At 37.6% G+C, this 19,085-nt stretch carries 14 protein-coding genes; 13 read left to right on the forward strand and 1 reads right to left on the reverse strand.

Annotation, left to right across the window (positions count from 1 at the left end; genetic code table 11):
- Nucleotides 1-299 precede the first annotated feature (299 nt).
- The 6 genes from KO02_RS16550 (at nucleotide 300) to KO02_RS22945 (ending at nucleotide 4,046) form a co-directional block, all read left to right on the forward strand.
- The gene (locus tag KO02_RS16550) at nucleotides 300-704 is read left to right on the forward strand and encodes a hypothetical protein (RefSeq protein ID WP_038700057.1); all 405 of its coding nucleotides are present in this window, start codon (nucleotides 300-302) and stop codon (nucleotides 702-704) included.
- 64 nt (nucleotides 705-768) lie between these two features.
- On the forward strand, nucleotides 769-1,062 hold the full coding sequence (locus KO02_RS16555) for a Smr/MutS family protein (protein WP_038700059.1): 294 nt from the start codon (nucleotides 769-771) through the stop codon (nucleotides 1,060-1,062).
- 51 nt (nucleotides 1,063-1,113) lie between these two features.
- A complete protein-coding gene (locus KO02_RS16560) occupies nucleotides 1,114-1,785 on the forward strand; it encodes a response regulator transcription factor (RefSeq protein WP_038700061.1) in 672 nt (223 codons plus the stop codon).
- A complete protein-coding gene (locus KO02_RS16565; protein WP_038700063.1) occupies nucleotides 1,785-3,068 on the forward strand; it encodes a sensor histidine kinase in 1,284 nt (427 codons plus the stop codon). The genes KO02_RS16560 and KO02_RS16565 overlap by 1 nt, the downstream gene beginning before the upstream one ends.
- A gap of 62 nt (nucleotides 3,069-3,130) precedes the next feature.
- Nucleotides 3,131-3,571, forward strand: coding sequence for a PepSY-like domain-containing protein (locus tag KO02_RS16570; RefSeq protein WP_038700065.1), 441 nt, complete (start codon nucleotides 3,131-3,133; stop codon nucleotides 3,569-3,571).
- Nucleotides 3,572-3,587: 16 nt separating this feature from the next.
- The gene (locus KO02_RS22945; RefSeq protein ID WP_158500308.1) at nucleotides 3,588-4,046 is read left to right on the forward strand and encodes a PepSY-like domain-containing protein; all 459 of its coding nucleotides are present in this window, start codon (nucleotides 3,588-3,590) and stop codon (nucleotides 4,044-4,046) included.
- Nucleotides 4,047-4,099: 53 nt separating this feature from the next.
- Here KO02_RS22945 and KO02_RS16580 read toward each other — a convergent pair whose 3' ends face one another.
- A complete protein-coding gene (locus tag KO02_RS16580; protein WP_038700067.1) occupies nucleotides 4,100-5,101 on the reverse strand; it encodes a DUF1080 domain-containing protein in 1,002 nt (333 codons plus the stop codon).
- A 296-nt stretch (nucleotides 5,102-5,397) separates the two neighbouring features.
- On the opposite strand from KO02_RS16580, the gene KO02_RS16585 reads away from it, so the two are divergent.
- The 7 genes from KO02_RS16585 to KO02_RS16615 all read left to right on the forward strand — a co-directional run bounded on the left by KO02_RS16585 (nucleotide 5,398) and on the right by KO02_RS16615 (nucleotide 19,060).
- Nucleotides 5,398-6,546, forward strand: coding sequence for a calcium:proton antiporter (locus tag KO02_RS16585; protein WP_038700069.1), 1,149 nt, complete (start codon nucleotides 5,398-5,400; stop codon nucleotides 6,544-6,546).
- A gap of 210 nt (nucleotides 6,547-6,756) precedes the next feature.
- On the forward strand, nucleotides 6,757-8,151 hold the full coding sequence (locus KO02_RS16590; RefSeq protein WP_038700071.1) for an aminopeptidase P family protein: 1,395 nt from the start codon (nucleotides 6,757-6,759) through the stop codon (nucleotides 8,149-8,151).
- Between the two features lie 591 nt (nucleotides 8,152-8,742).
- Nucleotides 8,743-11,925 (forward strand): SusC/RagA family TonB-linked outer membrane protein, encoded by a 3,183-nt coding sequence (locus tag KO02_RS16595; protein ID WP_038700072.1) that lies wholly within the window; start codon nucleotides 8,743-8,745, stop codon nucleotides 11,923-11,925.
- A 4-nt stretch (nucleotides 11,926-11,929) separates the two neighbouring features.
- Nucleotides 11,930-13,480 (forward strand): SusD/RagB family nutrient-binding outer membrane lipoprotein, encoded by a 1,551-nt coding sequence (locus KO02_RS16600; RefSeq protein ID WP_038702872.1) that lies wholly within the window; start codon nucleotides 11,930-11,932, stop codon nucleotides 13,478-13,480.
- A 499-nt stretch (nucleotides 13,481-13,979) separates the two neighbouring features.
- Nucleotides 13,980-14,579 (forward strand): TetR/AcrR family transcriptional regulator, encoded by a 600-nt coding sequence (locus KO02_RS16605; protein ID WP_038700074.1) that lies wholly within the window; start codon nucleotides 13,980-13,982, stop codon nucleotides 14,577-14,579.
- 77 nt (nucleotides 14,580-14,656) lie between these two features.
- Complete coding sequence (locus KO02_RS16610; RefSeq protein WP_038700076.1) at nucleotides 14,657-15,853, forward strand: efflux RND transporter periplasmic adaptor subunit; 1,197 nt, start codon at nucleotides 14,657-14,659, stop codon at nucleotides 15,851-15,853.
- A gap of 18 nt (nucleotides 15,854-15,871) precedes the next feature.
- Nucleotides 15,872-19,060 carry an efflux RND transporter permease subunit gene (locus tag KO02_RS16615; protein WP_038700078.1) on the forward strand — a complete coding sequence of 1,063 codons (3,189 nt, stop codon included), beginning with the start codon at nucleotides 15,872-15,874 and terminating at the stop codon, nucleotides 19,058-19,060.
- Nucleotides 19,061-19,085: the final 25 nt, after the last annotated feature.

Here is a 19,085-nt window from a genome sequence, read left to right on the forward strand (position 1 = left end):
GAAAAGGGAGAAAATTCACATGAATTTTCTCCCTCTCCTATTTATTTAAGTACATACGTGTACATACTTTTAGTAATGCATCACAAAATGGTTCGACAACATTGATGCATCGAATACCATTACCTAACAAATGTACAATAAATCCAACAATTAAGAAATCGACATTCTTCCTACAACTCTAACAATTTCCGAAAATTGATTTTTTATTTAACAAACATTTCAAACGTTTATTTGTATTTTAATTTTACGATTAAAATGAAACAAATTTTAATTATATTCAAGTAAAAAATAAGGATATTATGTCTATTGTATCAAAGGATCTTGAAATTCAGGAAAATCTCATTACACTTATTGAAGATCTCCAAAACAACATACATGACATTAGCCATCGTATAGCAGATTACGGTCAATTATATAACCAAGCTCGAAACCGGATTGGTGCATATGATGATAGGAATGAGAAAATAACAGACCAAATTGGTGAAAAGCACCACAATTTATATCATAAAAAGAAAGCGCTCAATTATCTTTTTGAAATTATAATGGATTATCGAGATGCTAATGGTATTTACCACGAATATGATGATATGATTGCTCAAGTAGAAAATATTATGCTAGCTTTTGCTGAAAAAGAGCAATATGAAGATGCCGCAACTATAAAGAAATGGCACGACCGCCTCCATAAGGCTATTTATATCGTGTAAACCATACTTAGGCTTTATTTGTTAGTCTGTTAATCGTACTTTTGCCCATCATAAAAAGATCGACATGAAAAAACCTGCTGTACAAATAGATTTACACGCTGAAGCCTTTCTTTCCGACTGGGAAGATTATACGGCTGACGAATTAGCAAATGAATCCCTTATCTATATGCGCGATATGTTGGACGCTGCTATTTATTGGGATATGCCAGAAATAAAGTTTGTGCATGGGAAAGGAAAAGGTATCTTAAAAAGAATGATCTACGATGAATTAAAATTCTATAAAGATCAGGGTGCCATCTCACATTACCATCCTACATACCATAATGAAGACATTGTCGTCGTGATTATTGGATTTTGATTCCTAAATCTTTCCCAATTCTTATCTTAACCTTGTCCATAACGAACGTATATGAAGATACTATTGATAGAAGATGAAGTCGCTTTAAGCCAAGTCATCATGGAATCCTTACTAGCGGAAAAACACCGTGTAGAGCAAGCTTTTGACTACGAAAGTGCTCTTGAGAAAATAGCCCTCTATACCTATGATTGCATTTTACTGGATATCATGTTGCCAGGTGGATCAGGTTTACAACTTATGGAGAAAATAAAAGAAAATGGGAAGGATGAATCTGTGATCATTTTATCTGCCAAAGATTCCGTTGACGACAAAGTCAAGGGACTAGAGTTGGGTGCTGATGATTATTTAGCTAAACCCTTTCATTTGGCGGAACTACATGCGCGGATCAAATCCATTATACGTAGAAAAAATCAGCATGGCGACGATATTTTGGTTTATAAAAATATTGCCGTTAACACGACAGACAGGAGCATAACAGTCAATGGAAAACCCGTCACCCTCAATAGAAAGGAATTTGACCTTTTGTATTACTTTATCATCAGGCCTACCAAACTCATTCAAAAAAACAGTTTGGCCGAATCTATCTGGGGAGACCATATCGATCAGGCCGATAGTCTAGATTTTATCTATTCCCAAATCAAAAATCTAAGAAAAAAATTAAAAGATAGCCAAGCCGATATCGATATTCAAGCCGTTTATGGAATCGGATATAAATTAATTTAATGACGAAATCACTCAAAAACTATACGATACGCTATATCACGATCATGATTTTGATCGTGATTGCCGTATGGGCGTTATTATTCTATGCCTTTATCATGGAGGAGGTTTACGATAATGTTGATGATGGATTAAAAAATCAAAAAATAGAAATTATCCGAGCGGCTTATAATGATGAGACAATCTTAAAGATTGATACATTCGGTATCAATCAATTCAAGATTACAAAAGCCTCCCAACAAATACAACAAGGTAAGAAAAACACGTTTAAGAACGACCTGATTTACATGCCATATGACGAGGATATGGAACCTTACCGCATCTTAAACACTTACTTCTATGGAAAAGACAAACAATTATATCATTTAGAAATTCGAACCTCTACTGTCGAAGAAGACGAATTACAATATGATCTCGCTACTGCATTAATTGTTCTCTATATTTTAATTATCATAAGTATCCTTTCAATAAATACCTTAGTCTTTCATCGCGCATTTAAACCATTTTATCAAATATTGGATAAATTAGAAAAATATCATTTTGGTAAATTAAAAGCGACACAAACTATAAAAAGCAATGTTAGAGAGTTTATTTTATTGGACTCGGAGATTGATAAAATGTTGGATCGTAATGAAAAGATATTCCAGCAGCAAAAATTATTTATTGAAAATGCCGCACATGAGCTACAGACACCTTTAGCGATCTCTACCAATAAACTCGAATTATTACTGGAAGATGAACGATTAAGTGAACAACAATTAATCGCCATCAGTGAGACCAAAGAAGCCCTGGAACGCATGATTAAGTTGAACAAAGCCTTACTCATGCTTTCGCGTATTGAAAACAATCAATTTGAAAGTACAGATAAGGTAATATTCAATTCTCTTATCCATCAAATTTGTGATGAGTTAGCAGACTTGATAGAATATAAAGGAATAACGGTCGAGATAGCTGACCACGGTACATTTATCCTAGAATTTAATTCGGACCTTGCTACTATTTTGCTATCTAACCTAATCCGTAATGCCATTACTTACAATAAACCGAAAGATGGTCTGATTAAAATTGATATCCACGGCGATTCTTTTTCTATCGCTAATACGGGTAATAATACAGCATTGCCTCCAAATAGTATCTTCAATCGGTTCCATAAAGAAAATAGTGCAATAAATTCAAACGGTTTAGGCCTTTCGATTGTTAAAACAATTATAGATACAAGTAGCAAAATTGAAATACACTACTCATACTCAAATAGTTTTCATGTTTTTAACATACAAAAGCTATAATTCCTAAATCTTTACCAAATCATAGGGGAACTTTGATATATAAAATAAAAGGAGAATATATTATGAACAAAATTAAAACAATAGCCATCGTCGCACTAGTAGGGCTATCGACGATTACATTTGCACAAAAAAAAGTAATCAACAGTAACGAGTTGCCCGCAAATGCACAGACATTCATCAAAAACAATTTTGCTACTAATCAAATCAGTAGTACGATTGAAGAAAAAGAAAAACTCTTTTCAAAGGAATACAAAGTAATCCTAAACAATGGTACAAAAATCGAATTTGATAAATCTGGAAATTGGGAAGAAGTTGATGGTGAAAAAACAGCAATTCCTTTAAAAATCGTTCCGACAGCGATTCAAAATTATGTAACTAAAAGTTTTCCCGATACACAAATCGTAAAAATAAAAAAATCATCACGTAAATACGAAGTCGAAATATCAAATGGTATTGATTTAGAGTTTAATAAAAAAGGAGAATTTATCCGAATTGATGATTAATTCAAAAGGAAAAGATATGAAAAAATTAATTATAGGATTCGTAGCTCTGCTTACTATCGTATTCATTACGGTATCCTGCGACGACAAGGACGATGATCACCAAATACCAAGCACCTCTTTACCTGCTCCAGCGATAGGTTTTCTTGATATGAATTTTAAAGATATCAAAATTCGTAATGTAGAGAAAAAGAATCCAAATCAGGCAAATGGAACTGTTTACAGCGTTGAATTAGTAAATGGTATAGAAGTGGATTTTGATCAGGAAGGAATTTGGAAAGAGGTAGAGTCTGATAATAATACCGCCATACCCACAGGTTTTATATTGCCATCCATTGTCAGTTATGTAACTACAAATTATACAACTGCACAAATCACGGCTATCGACAAAGTTGCTACCGGATTTGAAGTCGACCTCACAAATGATATCGATTTACTATTCGATGTTAATGGTGATTTTGTAAAAATAGTTTTATAATAAAAAAAGCCACTTTCATATCTATGAAAGTGGCTTTTTTTATTATTATCCAATTATTTTTTAGCTGGTGTAATTTTTATCTTTCTAAACTCTATGGGAGCGTGATCCCCTTGTAAATAGATTGGTCCTGGCTCACCCTCTTTGCTATCTAAAGCGCCGCCTGTGATACCCGGAATCTCTTGATTATTGATGATGGTCTTACCATTTGCTACCACAGTTACCAATCGGCCTACAAGCGTTACTTCATATTTTTGCCATTCATTTGGCCCCAAAGCCACCATTTCATTTGGTGCTAAAAACCCGTAGATAGCACCAAAATAAAGGCTACCAGGGTGCTGATCCTTAGGACTATCTTCGATTTGCAATTCATAGCGACCTCTCAAATAAATCCCCGAATTACCACCTTCTGCATATCTAAACTCTGCTTCCAGTTTGAAATCTTCAAACTTTTCATCTGTTATTAAATTAGCACCTGCTTTATCACTCGTTAAGATACCATCTTTCACCGACCAATTATTATCACCACCAACTGGCTTCCACCCTGTCAAATCTTTACCGTTGAATAGCTCAATAGCCTCACCCCACTGTACTGTACCTGTACGATTCAAATAAGGTGCTTTCTCGCCTGTAAAATTATGGCTGATTCCTTTATTTGATGTCACTGTTCCTTTTATTCCTGTTGCCGTCACTTCACCTTCAATTACAAAGTCACCTTCACCGCCTTCCCATTGAGGAGGAATAGCAAACGAGAATTTTCCATTTTCAAACTTCACATGAGAAACAGGACGAGCACTACCACTATCTCCTACATAAGTACCTACTAAAGTATTAAACCCAGACAGCTTGACCTCAATCCAAGAAGGAGCTACTTTTCCATCTTTATCCACATTTAAATCCCAACGGCCAATTAAAGCCTTCGCTAATTCAGGTACAACTTGCTGCGCTGGATTATGTTGAACTTCCTGCACTTTTTTTTGTTCTTGATTTTGACATGAACTTACACCTGCTCCCAATAAACAAAAGAGAACACTATATTTTAAACGATTTTTTAACATTTTTTAAGAATTGTTATACAGATTTAGATTTTCATTATAATTACTAAAACGAATATACTAAAAATATCAAACTTAGATAAATTTGCTTTTATACTCTAATTATAATCGCGTTAATTATTAATGGAAATTTCCAATCTATCCGCTGAATATGAAATTATTTATTCCGATGAAATATTGAATCCGAGAGTTCCGATATGACCAAAATAAAGAACATGCTTTATATCTTAAATTTTATCAAATGTAAAAATTAATTCCACTTTTAGTAAAGATATTTGTATCAACAAATTAGATACATCATGAAAACAATAGTAACAACAAAAACAATCGTTCGATTACTGATTATATGGATCGTTGTGATTGGATTAATGCTATTTGAAAACCAACTATTCAAAACCACACTGTCATCAACAACAGCGGTCGTTCTATTTATGGTGCTCCTTACTACCATTCTAACGGCATCTTTTGGAGTTGTAAAAGAAGCCGATGAACTAGCACATAAACTAGGGGAACCTTTTGGTACTTTAATCCTCACCCTTTCTATCGTTGCGATAGAAGTCGTACTCATAGCTGCCGTTATGCTTGGACCGGCGGAATCACCGACGATAGGTAAAGACTCTATATTTTCTGTGATGATGATTATCATGAATCTAGTTGTCGGACTCTGCATCTTATTGGGAAGTAGTAAACATCAAGAGCAAGAGTACAATGCGCAAGGTACGTTGACCTATTTCTCTATGATTGTGATATTAGGAGGTACTTCGCTTTTATTGCCAAATTTTATCAAAGGAAGCGGCGATGGATCATTTACTACTGTACAGGCTTTATTCATATCTACTATCATCATTCTTGTATACGTAGCTTTTCTACGTTATCAACTTAAAGGATATCACCATCTTTATATACAACCTATGGCAGGAACCCTAGAAATAAAGTATCCAAAACAAAAATTAAATTCCCAGTTGGACCAAGACCATACAAATTTAGATAATAAAAAACAGATCTGGATACGTTCTATTTTATTGTTGCTCATGATTTTACCGATTGTGTTATTATCGCATCAAATGGCTATAGTCGTGGACTATGGCATCGAAACGATCCAACTTCCATTAGCATTGGGAGGTATATTGATAGCAATTATTGTCTTTACACCAGAATCAATAACAGCCGTCAAAGCTGCTATAAACAATGAATTCCAGCGCAGCATCAATTTGTGTCATGGTGCATTTGTTTCAACTGTAGGTCTCACTGTGCCAGCTGTCCTACTTGTGGGGCTTCTAAAGGGAAAATTAGTCCTATTTGGATTATCAGACACAGAAACTGTTTTATTTGTGATGACACTCCTCTTAAGTCTAATCTCATTCTTAGGCAAGAGGACAACGCCTATTTTAGGGGTCATTCATTTAGCACTATTCGCAATTTATATGCTATTGGTATTTAATCCTTGATTGGTATAGATAAAGCAACGGTAACTGACCTCAGTTTATAACCCAGCGCCTTTAACCAAAAAAAGACTCATAACTTAATAAAATGCATGAGCATATATATATGATTTGGGGAATTAAAAACAACACGAATAAAAAAGAGTTTTCTTTATAGTTTGTTAAAAGCTATTTTGCTAAATTTAACCTATAAATTATTCAAAAAAGACGAGCATCATGTTTGAAAAAGAAATATACATCAAAAGAAGAAGCGAGCTCAGTTCCAAATTTTCATCTGGACTACTCCTATTTTTAGGAAATATTGAAAACCCAATCAATTTTGAGCACAACACCTACCCTTTCCGTCAAGATAGTAGCTTTTTATACTACATGGGGATAAAGAGTCCAAAACTGGCTGCTGTAGTGGATATCGAGGCCGGTGAAACCGTATTGTTCGGCGATGAGATGAGTATCGATGATATCGTATGGATGGGACAGCAGCAGACTCTAAACGAAAAAGCGCAATGGGTAGGCATAACAAGCCTACGCCCATTCCGTGATTTACATCAGTATTTGGAAAAGGCAAAAAAAAATAATAAGCCGGTACATTATCTACCTCCTTACCAGTCACATAATAAATTACTATTACAACAACTGCTCAACCTAGCCATTGATGAAATCAAACCATCAGTTGCTCTAATTCAAGCTGTAGTCTCTCAAAGGAATATCAAAGCAGCAGAAGAGATTGTTGAATTGGAAAAAGCTGTAGATGTAGCAGTGGATATGCATCGTTTAGCTATCAAAATGACCAGACCAGGTATGCATGAATTTGAAATCAGCAATGCCATGCAACATTTTGCTCAAAATAAACAAATGTCCTTATCCTATCCACCAATAGTGACCAAACATGGAGAAATATTGCACAATCATATCCAATACCATAAGATCAAGGCAGGAGATATGCTCCTTAATGACTCAGGAGTTGAAACAGCCTTAGGATATGCTTCGGACTTAACACGTACATTTCCTGTTGGCAAACGCTTTAATCCCTTACAAGAAGAACTATATACTATAGTATTACATGCATTCAAAACGGCAGAAGCAGAATTGGCCCCAGATGTTGCATTCAAAAATATCCACTTGAGAGCCTGTGAAGCTCTAGCCGAAGGATTGATTCAGATTGGGTTTATGAAGGGAAATGCACAAGATGCAGTAGCCAATCATGCCCATTCATTGTTTTTTCAGTGTGGGTTAGGTCACATGCTTGGACTGGATGTACACGATATGGAAGATTTAGGTGAGCAGTATGTAGGATACACCGCAGACGAACCCAAGGACACCGAAACCTTTGGTATAAAATCATTACGATTGGGGAAAAAACTAGAAGTAGGTAATGTTGTTACGGTAGAACCCGGTATTTATATTATTCCAGAACTGATACAATTATGGGGGCAACAAAATCTGCATAGCGATTACATCAATTATGATTTTCTAAGCAAACATCTCGATATTGGCGGTATACGTATCGAAGATGATTATGTCATCCAAGATTCAGGCTACCATCGTTTAGGAAAATACCTAGAAAGGGAAATCCATGAAATTTATGAATTGAAAGACCAAGGAACAGATTAAATCAAACCCTGTGTTTTAATCTAATTGGAAAAATTACAAAAAAGAGGGGATAAATGCATGAGCGTGTATCCCCTCTTTTCCATTTTTGTCTTATATCCATTCCCACTATATACAATCTACCCCTTGATTGTATTTATACTTTCATATTCTTGTTTTCTATTCGCCATACAAATTGCAAAACATTCCATAATCCAGACAAAAATCTCATACACACTTGTATTACTTTATGCTTAACTCTCGATATAAAAGATTTGTTTTTTTAAATTGAAAATCCAAGACAAAAGCTAAAAGAACCACTGAATCTGGGCAAAAGAAATTTCAACAGATACAAATGTGTAAAACTTGAATTTATAAACCTGTCTTTAAACGACTTAATTATATTTTTTAACATTTTTTTAACAAAAATTACAAATTAAAGACTACTTATTAGGTGGATTTTATATATTTGCCTTAATAACATTAAATAATGACACTTAACACCATCAATATGTGCGCAAGACGAATGCTTTTAGGAGGTAGTTTACGTTAATAATTCACTAACCGCCTCCTATAACAAAAGCCACAATAAACATCTTATATCCTGATTTTAACATGACAAAACATACAACAAATTTTGTCGTAGCAGCAGCGCTTTGCCTAAGTTCGAGCGCACTATACGCACAATCCACTATAAAAGGAAAAGTAACCGACGAACAAAATCAATCGATTCAAGGAGCGACCATAACAGATATCACTAGCAAAAAACAAGTTCAAACAGATGCAAACGGTGTATTTGAACTCATCACTAATGAGAGTTCGATTACGCTGCAAGTGCAGTTCATTGGATATGAAATAAAAACTGTACAAGCCAATTCTACGGATTTTACCCATATTTCCTTATCCCCTAGCAGTTCACAGCTTAATGAAGTTGTCGTTACAGCCTTAGGTATTTCAAGAGAGAAAAAATCACTCGGATATGCTGTGCAAGAAGTAAAGGGCACTGAACTGCAGACTCGTCCGACCAATGCTTTGAGCGCCCTATCCGGAAAAGTAGCAGGACTTCAAGTCACGACTTCCGGAGGCAATATGGGTGGTTCATCATCCGTTCTTCTTCGTGGAATCAATTCTATTAATGCAAGTAATCAACCATTATATGTCATCGATGGAACACCTATTGATAACACCGATCTCAACTCTTCTGCCACCATCAATGGCAGTGCAGGAAAAGACGTCGGCAATATGATTCAGGATATCAACCCTGATGATATCGAGAATATTTCCGTTCTTAAAGGTCCATCTGCAGCAGCTTTATATGGTTCTAGAGCTGCCAACGGTGTTATCATGATTACGACTAAGCGCGCATCCAAAGGTGAAAAAGTGGATATCTCGGTCAACACAGGCCTTGATTTTGAGAACATCGTCCGTTTACCGAAGCGTCAACAGCTTTACGGACAAGGTTATTCCACCAATTTTCAAACTCAAAATATCAATGGAACAGATTATAAAATCGTAGATTATGCTTCTGACGAAAGCTGGGGGCCCAGACTAGATGGAACCCCCGTCCTACAATGGTATAACCTCAATCCCGAAGACGAAGCAAATTACCTAAAACCATCACCTTGGCTATACCCCAAAAATGATGTCAGCTATTTCTTCCGAACCGGCATATCCAATACCAACAACTTTGCTATTGCAGGCAATAGTGGCAATACCAACTACCGATTTTCTTATACCAATAAAAATGTAAGTGGCACTGTTCCCAATTCCAATATGAGCCGCAACACCTTCAATTTTTCTGGAGGTACACAATTGGGTAAAATCAAAATAAGCTCCAATTTCAATTACATCCGTAACGCTTCTACAGGTCGCCCATGGACAGGCGCTTCAAACAGAAATATCATGTTAGAAGCATTTCAATGGGGGGCCGTACAAGTCGATTACAAAATACTCGAAAACTACAAACGTGCTGATGGAACACCATTGGCATGGAACCGTACAGGTTGGCAAAATACACCTGAGGATGAAGCAACACGGTTCATAGACAACCCCTATTGGTCTGCATATGAATCTTATATGGAAGATAGCAGAGACCGTTTTTACGGGAATATAGGTCTACAATACGATATCAATGACTGGCTAACAGTGGGTGCTAAGGTCCATGGCGATATCTATGCATTCCAATCCCAAGACCGCATAGCCGTATATTCACGCAGTACTTCGCAATATGAGGAGATGAACAATAAACTCAATGAATATAATTATGAATTCTTGGCAACCGCTAAAAAGACTTGGGACAAATTTTCTCTGATTGCTAATATTGGTGCTAATATCCGAGACAAAAAAAATAAAAACGACTATGCGATTACTCAAGGAGGTCTAATCCTCCCAAATTATTACAACTTAAAAAATGCATCATCTGTCAAAATCGACAATTTCAAATATCACCGTCGAATTGCATCCGTTTATGGAAGTTTTTCACTCGGATACAATGACCTATTTTATTTAGACGGAACGATTCGCAATGATTGGTCATCTACCTTACCTGTTGACAACAACTCTTTCATCTATCCATCCTTAACGGGTAGTTTTGTCTTCAGTCAATTAGCCCCCTTCAAACAATTGGATTGGTTGAGTTTCGGAAAAATTCGTCTCGGGTGGGCTGAGGTTGGTAACGATACAGATCCTTATCAATTGTACAAGTCTTATCTTGCTGAACAGTCTTTTGACGGTACTCCATCATATAGCTTACCGGACAGAAAACCCAACGCCAATTTAAAACCAGAGATTACAAGCTCTTGGGAAACTGGTCTTAATCTCCAATTATTTAACAACAGGTTTGGTATTGACCTGACGTACTACAACAACAACTCAAGAAATCAAATTATCGCAATACCTGTCACAAGCTCCTTTGGTTATTCTTCCAAAATGTTAAATGCAGGCAAAATCAATAACAAGGGAGTTGAAGTTGTATTGAATGGTACGCCCATCAAAACAGAAAACTTTACTTGGGATGCCACACTGAATTGGGCTAAAAACAAAAATAAGGTCGTAAAATTGGACGATCAAGTGACCTCACTAAGTCTAAGTAGCTCCTTGATTGATCTAGTAGCAGAAGAAGGCAAGTCGTATGGACAGTTCTTAGGTCAGGACTTTGTCTATACTCCAGAGGGACAGCGTATCATTCAAGAAGATGGCACTTTTATGAAAACCTCACAATTGGTACCTTTAGGATCTATTCTAGCCGATTATACCTTTGGTTTCCAAAACAGTTTTCGTTATAAAAGATTTAACCTTGGTTTATTAGTTGCTGGTAGAGTGGGGGGGAAATTTTTCTCCCAAACATACAAAGTCGGTATGTACTCCGGTATTTTGGACAAAACAGCAGCTAACAATATCCGCGAAACAGGTATTGTCCTAGACGGAGTCAAAGCCGATGTAGTATTCAACAGTGATGGCACTTACGATGTCAGTAACATTCGTGAAAACAACACCAATATCAGTGCACAAGATTGGGCACGTAATGAGTATAATGGTCCAACTGCTTTCTCTATTTTCGACGCCACATTTATCAAATTGAGAGAAGTAACCTTTGGGTACAACTTCCCAATCACCAATAGCAAATTGGTCAAAAATATAGGGATCAATATCTATGGACGAAATCTTTGGAACATTTATACCAAGAGCAAATATATCGACCCTGAATTTACGTCCAGTGGTGGTAATGTTCAAGGTATCGAAGGCGGTAATATCCCTACACCTGTTACCTATGGCTTCAATGTTAATCTTAAATTCTAGCAAAATGAAACGTACACATATATTATATACATCACTTTTAGGCTTGATTATATTATCAGCAAGCTCTTGTTCCAAGTCGACTTTAAGCAAAATCAATGAAGACCCTAATAACCCTGCTATCGTCACTACCCCAACACTTTTGGTTACAGCAGAGAAACAATTGGTCAATGCGATAAGAAGCGAAGATATCAGCCTACGAGGTGCACAACTTTTTACGCAATATTTCAGTCAGAATATCTATACTGATCAGTCGCGATACCAAATTAGCCCCAGTACTTCCGATAGTTATTGGAATGCCACTTATAGATCGCTCAACAATTTGAATGAAATTATTAAGTTAAATACAAACGAAACGACCAAGGCACTTGCATCAGCAGGTACTGCTGGTAGCAATAGCAACCAAATTGCCATTGCACGTATATTAAAATCCTATGCATTCCACTCGTTGACCGATGTTTTTGGTAACATCCCCTATCAATCCTATGGTAGCGTTGATCCAGATTTTCAAGCTTTACAACAAGATCCTGACAACCTAGTACCTAAATATGCTAGTCAAGAAAAGATATACAAAGATATTTTGATTGAGCTGCAACAAGCAGCAGATACCTTGATTAAATACCAAGCAGAAAGAACCTTTGGAAATTCAGATATCATTTATCGAGGAGCAAATGGAAATTGGGCAAAATTTGCCAATTCTCTACGTTTACGTTTAGCGACCCGCATCAAAAATAAAGATGCCGAATTAGCCAAAGTCCATATCGAAGACGCGATAAAAAAAGGAGTGTTTACCTCTAATAGCGAAAATGCTGTATTTAAATATTCGAAAACATCTCCCAATGAAGCACCCTTATTTCGGGCTACAGTAACTGCAAACCGGAAAGATTTTGCGATTTCACATGTCATCGTGGAGGCACTCCAAGGCAAGAGAGGCCCCTTTAAAGTCACCGACCCAAGACTTTCTAAATATGCAAACCCGACTACTGACGGGGGTAGTTATTTTGGTCAACCCTATGGTCTGCCGTTAGCAGCAGGAAATTTATTCCCGATAAATAAGATATCATTACCTAGTAATATCATCAACGCAGCCGACTATGGCGAAGTGTTATTAGAATATGCCGAAGTAGCCTTTCTCTTATCTGAATACAAAAACTGGGATCAAGTAAATTATGAGAATGGCACACGCGCATCTCTTGAAAAATGGGGTGTCTCTACAACTGATATCACCGCGTACTTGGAGCAATTACCTAAAGCTAATAAAGAGCATGTACTCTCACAGAAATACTTAGCACTTTTTAATCAAAGTATCGAGTCATGGTCTGAAATCAGACGTACTGGATATCCCCTCTTCCTAGTCAAAAAAGGAGATGTGGTATGGAGTGGTACGGTCGAAAATAAACCGGTAAGTTACACCTTCAATCCTGAAGTCGGAAATACAATTCCGAATCGTTTGGTTTACCCTTTGAAAGAGCAAAGTACCAACAGAAGTAATTACCAAGCATCCCTGGCTCAGCAAGGCGACGACGTAATCAGCACTAAAATCTGGTGGAATAAATAAATTTACATTCCTATAATCAAGAGCGCCATCCCAAAAAAAGGATGGCGTTCTTGATTGGTATTTGAATACCCTTCTTGGCAATTGCTCTGGATAGTTCATCTTATATCTCGCAGCTGTGATTGCATGTAAACATGATTCAATATCAACCATCCCTATTTGGTAAGGTTCAATTTCTTCATCAAGGAATCAGTTATCGGATAAATCGGTTCTTTAGCCTTCTATTCGGGTTTTCCGTATTCATCGGCATACCGCTGTTGTATAGTAAATCTGTCATATTATAAAAGATATAATTTTTCGCTAAACAACTGGTATTCAATACACAACAGCAGTTATTAAAATTTTATACATTTAGAATTCAAACGATGAAAGTATAAATAATAAAATCCTATGAGAATGCATATAAATACCTTTTATATTTAATGACTTTGATATGTCATAAATATAAAAGAAAAGTTAGAATTTTGCTTAACACTGTTAAATCATTTATGCTAAATAAAGCATGGCTAGTAAAGATCGCATACAACGTCTTAAAGACGAAAATAGAAGCAACATTCTTGACGCCTCTCTTCAAATTGTAAAAGAAGAGGGATGGCAGGCATTGAGCATGCGTAAGATCGCCGATATCATCGAATATTCGGCACCCATGATTTATGAATACTTTGCTAACAAGGATGCCATCTTAACAGAGCTTGCTAACCAAGGCTATAGACTGCTTGCCCAAAAGGTAAAAGAAGCGAAATCTACAGAAACTGATCTTGAAAAACAATTAGAAGCCATGTGGTTTAGCTATTGGGATTTTGCATTTGACGAAAGCGAACTTTATCAATTGATGTTTGGTGTCGGTACAGCCTGCTGTGGATTTGAAAAGACCTATAGATGTGCAGAATCTCATGGTAAGCTAATCAGCGATGTCATCCGTGAGATTATGAAAGATAAAAATCCTGCCGAAGAATTGGTCTGTAGAAAGTACTTTACCTACTGGTCGATTATTCATGGTTTGGTATCCATCAACCTGGTCAATCAGGGAAACGGAGATATTACCAATCAAGAAGTTTTGAAAGATGCAATTTACGGAATCACACGCTCACTGACAGATTAGTTTTTTTTACCCTAAAAAATACAACGTTAAATAACTTAACGGTGTTAAATATAACATACTTCAATTTTTGATATAACATGAAAACACATCTATTACTAGATTTTAAGAAAATTTACGCCTCATTACTTAACAGTGTTAAACAACTTAATGCAGTAAAGTACCTTTATTTTCTATCGGCTATTTTCCTATATAGCTGCACAACAGGAACCAGTAAACCCGTACCTCCGCCCCCAGCAAGTTTACCTGTAATGAGCATTTCGAGTGGTCAGGAGACTGTCTATCAAGAATACCCTGCTAGCATCGAAGCATCTGCTAATATTGAAATTAGGCCACAGGTAGAAGGTATTTTAGACCGCATCTTTGTCGATGAAGGAGCAAAAGTCAAGAAAGGTCAGCCATTATTCAAGATCAACGACCGCCCTTACCAAGAACAGCTCAACCAAGCTCAGGCGAACCTACTTTCTGCACGGGCTGATTTAGAAAATGCTGCTTTAGAAGTAGAGAAAAAGACACGCTTGGTCAACAACAAGGTATTGACAGATTTTCAACTCAAAACAGCAACCAGTGTGCGTAACGCAGCCCAAGCTAATGTTCAACTCGCCCTTTCAGCAGTCGAATCAGCTAAAATAAACATGGGTTATACGTTGATACGCGCGACTACAGACGGTTATATTGGAAGATTACAGAAAAAACAAGGAAGCTTAGTTAGTCCTGTCGATGCGCAACCATTGACTGCATTGTCCAATGTACAAGATTTGCACGTTTACTTTTCTCTTTCCGAGAATGATTTCATCGCATTCAAAAACAATACAGCAGGTAGCGATCTGCAGCAAAAGTTAAACAACCTTCCTCCTATCAACTTGGTGCTATCCGATCAAAGCATCTATGATCAGACCGGTAAGATCGATATGGTGGATGGCCAATTTGACAAAAATACTGGAGCCATTACCTTACGCGCTACTTTCAAAAATCCAGAAGGAATTTTAAGAAATGGAAATACAGGCCGTGTCAGATTACAGAAGAAATATGACAATACGCTCTTAGTACCACAAGTAGCGACACTCGAGATGCAGGACAAAATCTTCGTATATACTGTCAACAAAGAAAACAAAGTGGTACAACAGCCTATCACAATTATCGGAAAAAGCGGAGCCAGTTACCTCGTCAGCAAAGGCCTTAAAGAAGGAGACCGCATCGTATACAAAGGAATCGATCTGCTGCAAGATGGTCAATTGATTACACCGCAAGCGCTACCAAAAGACAGTATCAACTAAACATAATACGACAAACACATGCTTAAGAAATTTATAGAAAGACCTGTACTTGCTACTGTGATCTCCATTCTGCTCGTCATACTGGGTATTATTGGGATCCTGAAACTTCCTTTACAACAGTTTCCCGATATTGCTCCCCCCGCAGTACAAGTAACCGCACTTTATCCCGGGGCAAATGCCGAGACGGTACTCCGTGCTGTAGCCCCTTCTTTAGAGGAGTCCATCAATGGTGTAGAAAATATGAGTTACATGAGTTCCACAGCCAGTAATGATGGATCACTAATGATTACCGTTTATTTCAAACTAGGTACCGATCCCGATCAAGCCGCAGTGAATGTTCAAAACCGTGTTTCCCAAGCAACCAGTCAACTTCCAAGCGAAGTCGTACAAGCAGGGATTACGACTGCAAAGCAGCAAAACAGTTTGATCATGGTTTTAGATCTTTATACCGAAGACGAGAGCAAGTACGATCAAACCTTTATCACCAACTATGCGCAGATCAACATAATTCCTGAACTGAAACGTATCCCCGGTGTAGGACAAGCATTGCCTTTTGGTGGAAGTAAGGATTATTCCATGCGTGTTTGGCTCAAACCCAATCAGATGGCAACTTACAAACTGACGCCAGAAGAGGTTATGGCCGCCATTCAGGATAAAAACGTTGAAGCTGCTCCGGGTAAATTCGGTGAAAGCAGCAAAGAGGCTTTTGAATTCGTTATCAAATACAAAGGAAAGCTCAATGAACCAAGTGATTATGAAAACATCATCATCCGTTCGAATACAGATGGGTCCGTTCTAAGACTCAAAGATGTTGCGCGTGTTGAATTAGGTTCTTATACCTATGCCAGCCACACACGTATCAATGGGAAACCAGGACTTAATATCGGTGTGATGCAATTGGCAGGTTCCAATGCTAATGAGATTCAGATTGCAATCCAGGAATTTATGGAAAAAGCATCTTTAAGTTTCCCTAAAGGTGTAAAATACCTCGTACTTTACAATACCAAAGATGCTTTAGATCAATCCATCGATCAGGTTAAGCATACCCTGATGGAAGCTTTCATTCTGGTATTTTTAGTAGTATTCCTATTCTTACAAGATTTTAGATCAACGCTTATTCCTGCTATTGCAGTTCCTGTAGCGATTGTCGGAACCTTTTTCTTCATGCAGTTATTCGGTTTCTCGATTAACTTACTGACACTCTTTGCACTCGTCCTCGCCATCGGTATTGTGGTCGATGATGCTATTGTGGTCGTCGAGGCCGTGCATGCTAAGATGGAGCATGAACATCTACCCCCAAAATTGGCCACCACATCGGCCATGAGCGAAATCACAGGTGCCATTATTTCCATTACTTTGGTCATGTCAGCTGTATTCCTTCCTATTGGATTTATGGAGGGATCAACAGGAGTATTCTATCGGCAGTTTGCCTTTACTTTGGCTATTGCCATTGTCATTTCAGCGATCAATGCCTTGACATTAAGTCCTGCTCTCTGTGCACTATTTCTCAAACCCATACATCATGACCAGTCCGATACCAAGAAGCTTAACTTTAAAGAACGCTTCTTCGTAGGATTCAATGTTGGTTTTGATCGATTAACTAAAAATTATATCGGTAGTCTTCGTTTCTTGGTTCGTTACAAATGGATTGCATTCAGTGCTTTAGGTGTTATTTTACTCCTTACCGTTGTCATGATTCGCAAGACACCAACCGGATTTATTCCTTCGGAAGATCAGGGTTTTATTGCGGTATCTCTTTCTATGCCTGCTGGAGCGTCATTAGACCGCACATCAAATGCATTGGCCGAAGCAGAACAACAATTGCAACATGCCGAATTTACAAAAACATTGAATATTTTAGCCGGTTTCAATATTTTGACACAGTCAACAAGTCCATCTGCTGGGGTAGCTTTTATCCTCCTCAAATCACATAAAGAACGAGGAGCCATAAAGGATATCAATGCCATCATGGCGGATGTCAACCAACGCTTATCCAAAATTAAAGGAGCTAACTTTTTCGTCTTCACCTTCCCTACCGTTCCAGGATTTAGCAATGTGGATGGACTCGATATGGTCCTACAAGATAGAAGCGGTGGTCAGCTAGGTAAATTCAGTACCGTAGGACAACAATTTATAGGGCAACTGATGAAACGTCCGGAAATCATGATGGCCTTTACGACATTTAAAGCCGACTATCCACAGTACGAATTACAAGTTGATGACATCAAAGCCGAGCAGCTCGGTGTAAGTACCAAAAGCATCCTGCAGACTATGCAAGCATACTTTGGTAGTGCACAAGCTTCAGACTTCAACCGATTTGGTAAATACTACCGTGTTATGGTTCAGGCGGATGTAAAAGACCGTACCGAGCCTTCTTCCATGGATGGTATTTTCGTTAAGAATCGTCAGGGAGATATGGTTCCAATCAATACGCTGGTTACCATGACACGTGTATATGGTCCAGAAACAGCATCACGCTATAACCTTTTCAACTCCATTGGTATCAATGCGATTCCAAAACCTGGATACAGTTCAGGAGATGCGATTCGTGCGGTAGAAGAAGTGGCAAAACAGCATCTTCCTACAGGATATACTTACGAATTCTCAGGTATGACAAAGGAAGAGATTGTCTCAGGCGGACAATCCACCCTTATTTTCATCCTATGTTTAATATTTGTTTATTTCCTGCTTGCTGCACAATATGAAAGTTATATCATTCCATTAGCGGTCATCCTATCCATTCCAACAGGAATCTTTGGGGTATTTGCGGCCATTAGTCTAACCGATATATCCAACAATATCTATGTACAGGTCGCCTTGGTTATGCTAATTGGCTTATTAGCCAAAAATGCCATTCTGATCGTTGAGTTTGCCATTCAGGGTCGTAAACGCGGACTTTCCATTACAAGTGCTGCCTTAAAAGCCGCAAAATTACGCCTAAGGCCTATTATTATGACCTCACTCGCATTTATCGTCGGAATGATCCCAATGATGACTGCTATAGGACCATCCGCGCAAGGAAATCACTCCATCAGTATTGCCGCAGCCGGTGGTATGATCAGTGGAGTCGTACTTGGACTATTCATCATCCCAGTACTCTTCATCTTCTTCCAATATCTACAAGAGAAAGTAAGTCAGAAGCCTACTCGAGAGCAAGAATTGGACAGACCAGAAACTGTTAGCGAACCAGCACATACAACTTTTTAGTGAAACAATGACAAAATCGAAATAC

It is taken from the genome of Sphingobacterium sp. ML3W, from assembly GCF_000747525.1.
Classification (GTDB): Bacteria; Bacteroidota; Bacteroidia; order Sphingobacteriales; family Sphingobacteriaceae; genus Sphingobacterium.